Annotated in this window: 4 protein-coding genes; all 4 read right to left on the reverse strand. The window is 43.7% G+C overall.

Features of this window, described 5'->3' with window-relative positions; genetic code table 11:
• Positions 1 to 15: 15 nt before the first annotated feature.
• Complete coding sequence (locus J7E85_RS35035) at positions 16 to 162, reverse strand: glucosaminidase domain-containing protein (protein ID WP_353049611.1); 147 nt, start codon at positions 160 to 162, stop codon at positions 16 to 18.
• An 11-nt stretch (positions 163 to 173) separates the two neighbouring features.
• Positions 174 to 884, reverse strand: a complete 711-nt coding sequence (locus tag J7E85_RS33180; RefSeq protein ID WP_251036230.1) for an IS110 family transposase — start codon at positions 882 to 884, stop codon at positions 174 to 176.
• A 983-nt stretch (positions 885 to 1867) separates the two neighbouring features.
• Complete coding sequence (locus J7E85_RS33185; RefSeq protein WP_215164212.1) at positions 1868 to 2311, reverse strand: hypothetical protein; 444 nt, start codon at positions 2309 to 2311, stop codon at positions 1868 to 1870.
• A 194-nt stretch (positions 2312 to 2505) separates the two neighbouring features.
• On the reverse strand, positions 2506 to 2827 hold a 322-nt coding region (locus J7E85_RS33190), incomplete at its 5' end, for an LPXTG cell wall anchor domain-containing protein (protein ID WP_215164213.1).

Genomic DNA, 2827 nt, shown 5'->3' on the forward strand with positions numbered 1-2827 from the left:
ATCATTATGGATGCTTTAGATCGAGCCGTGACATGGTATGATTGCGATCAGCTTATCAGCGTACTTTGGATCAGTGGCGTAGCCCGCCTTCTGAATTTCACGGGCTGCTGTCTTACCGTCTACACTTATAACTTTCTTGTATAGATTTTTGTTCCAGCTCACGCCACCAAGAATCAATTTTGTATGATCGGCGATGGACGAGACGGACTACGCCGAGCTTTGTTCCAGTGATCCAGCACTTCCTCCAGTTTCCTAGCTTTTTCATTTGCCCAACGTTTGGAGTGGGATCTTCCTGCGCTTCCCTGAATGACTTCGTTCCAATCTTCGGCATCTCCCTCTAAACAACGGGCCAGTACCGTCAATGACGTTGCCGAAAACACATTGTAGAATACCTGCTCGTATGTCGGAAACACTTGCTCCAGTAAGGCTCTACTGTTCAGCTTCGCCTGCACAAAGATTCCCGTGACGAACTCGTGCTGCCTTGTCAAATGCTGCAACTCCGTAAACGTCTCATTCCACGTTCGGTGCGGCTTCACGTCGCCATGGTAGTACATCTCAGCCAGATGCCAGGCATCCGTTTTGACTTTGCGTAACTGTGTCCCTTTGGCTCGTTTGGATTGCAACGGATTCACCATGTAGTAGGTGTAGCCACTTCGATCCAAATATGAAACCAATGCACGGTGATAATGCCCCGTTGCTTCCAGCACCACCACTGGAGCCAAACCCGTTTCGGCTTGAAGCCTACCCAGCATTTCCCCGAATTGTTCAAATCCACTCGTTCCATGCACAATGTCTACAGCTTTTCCATATGGCTCGTTTCGTTTCCGGAATGCCTGTACCACACTCGAACCTTTAGCGACATCCACGCCAACAACAGGTTCCATTTCCTCACTCCTTCTCCTTGATTTCACCGGCCTTTTCCACGATGGTTCCAAATCTTCGCGTGTGATACGGGGTCTAGCGCCCCTACCAGCTCAAACATGGTCTTTTGGAGGTCGTGAGAGAACAGTTTTTATTACGGGATCATTGCCCCTAAAGCCCCTACGTTCTCCCGGCTCCCCCCATCGTAAAACGACCACATAAAAAGGCCAACCAGAAGATTCTGGCTAACCTGATAATACGAAAAAGCCGCTCCAGGAAGGAACGACTGCTATCGATTTATGTACGCACTTCAGCGATTTTATAACGATTTTTGGCATTCACGTTACGCTTTTAAAGAATGGCGACCGTGCCGGCCGCAGCAAAAACGCTGCGCTCTTTGCTTTAAAATCATCTGTACTTAGTTACTAGAGAGGAAGAACAAGATTATTTTAACGAACTACCGAAATTGGAGTCAAAATTAATAACTCCTGATATATGCCTCTTTACACATTTGTGGTCCCGATTTCGATTATTTCCTAACTCTTTTGATATCACTCTCTATTTGTATTATTCTGGAAAGTGTAAAGATATATGACAGGAGCGTTAGGGTTGAATAAATCGAAAAAATTATCAAGTATTATCACTGTAGTAATCACACTCTTATTTGTATCAGCCTTAGTAAGTATTGTTGCTGGTGTCGTCACCCTCTTAGTTGTGTCAGCACTCTTATAATGCACTAAACGATACACAGTATCTAAAAAATTGGTTCCTGTCTTTCAATTGGTAATAGAAAAAGCGAGAAGAGGTACGCCCCGGTCATATGCCGCATTCATGCAGCCGTGCGTGTCATTCTCGCTTTTATCTATGGTTACATCCTATCACGGAAAAACCATCATGTGGTGTTCAAATCAGGGTCAATTCGGCTCATGTTCACTTGAGGCTCAAAAATCATTCGTTCATCTCTATAATCGCAGTTATGCATAGATTTAAATTATCTGCTGCTGTATTAAGATGATTGAAATGCCTTGGAATACCTTTCTGAGTCATTCCACTCCTTAGACATTCTGGACAATTCCGCCTGTATTTGCTCTACCTGTGGCCGCAAAATTTCAGCATCACTTACGGAGAGATTTGAAGCATCCTCATTTATTTCTTTTGTTAGTGTAAATAGTCTTTCATAAATTGGAGTTGTCATTTCAACAAACTTAGCTTTTTCAACTTCAATTTTTTCTTTTTTGAGCGCTTCTTCCGCCATTGCCTTTAAAACAATTGCATCTTCACTAGTGGGTTCCTCTATTAAGGCACTATTTATATACTCAAGAGATTCCTCATATTTCTCTTCCCTCATGGAATCTTTGGCCTGCCTCATATACCCCTCATACTTATTGAACATTGTACAAGCTGAGCAAACAAAAACTATAGCTGAAATAATTAATATTGTTTTTCTCATCAAAACAACTCCCTGCAAACCTTCAAAGTCACAGAAATTTCCTGTTATATAACTCTCATTATTATATCATTCATTATTTGTTTAATATATCCAATACATTCTGCATAATCCTGTTCGAAAAGTCTCGTTCCTCGAGCAAAAAGAAAAAAGCAAACACCTTCCCAAAGGAAATTGTGTTTGCTTTCTTTCGTTAATCAAGCTTTTCTTTTTCTGAACACGAGAATCCAGCCAGCGCATAAGGCGATGAGTCCTGCGAGTCCCAAGTTGAAGAGATTGGTGGCCGTATTCGGCAACTTGTTACCATCCTTTGCCCCCACTGGTACAGTAGAATCTCCTCCAGCGTTTTCATCGCTTGGAGATTGCGCTCCATCGTTCTCTCCGGACGAGGAGTCACCCCCAGATTGAGGCAGAGATGTCGCGTTGTCTCCCGTATCCGTATCCTTCCCCGGATCAGTAGGGTTCGTTCCGTTCCCCGGATCTGTTGGGTTCGTACCATTCCCTGGATCCGTTGGGTTC

Origin of the sequence: Paenibacillus sp. ISL-20 (assembly GCF_018613005.1) — a bacterium.
Lineage (GTDB): Bacteria > Bacillota > Bacilli > Paenibacillales > Paenibacillaceae > Paenibacillus_AQ.

What these genes read in the sequence shown, in the direction of transcription:
- J7E85_RS33180 (WP_251036230.1), bottom strand. Translation starts at nt 884, where the DNA reads ATGGAACCTGTTGTTGGCGTGGATGTCGCTAAAGGTTCGAGTGTGGTA.
- J7E85_RS33185 (WP_215164212.1), bottom strand. Translation starts at nt 2,311, where the DNA reads ATGAGAAAAACAATATTAATTATTTCAGCTATAGTTTTTGTTTGCTCA.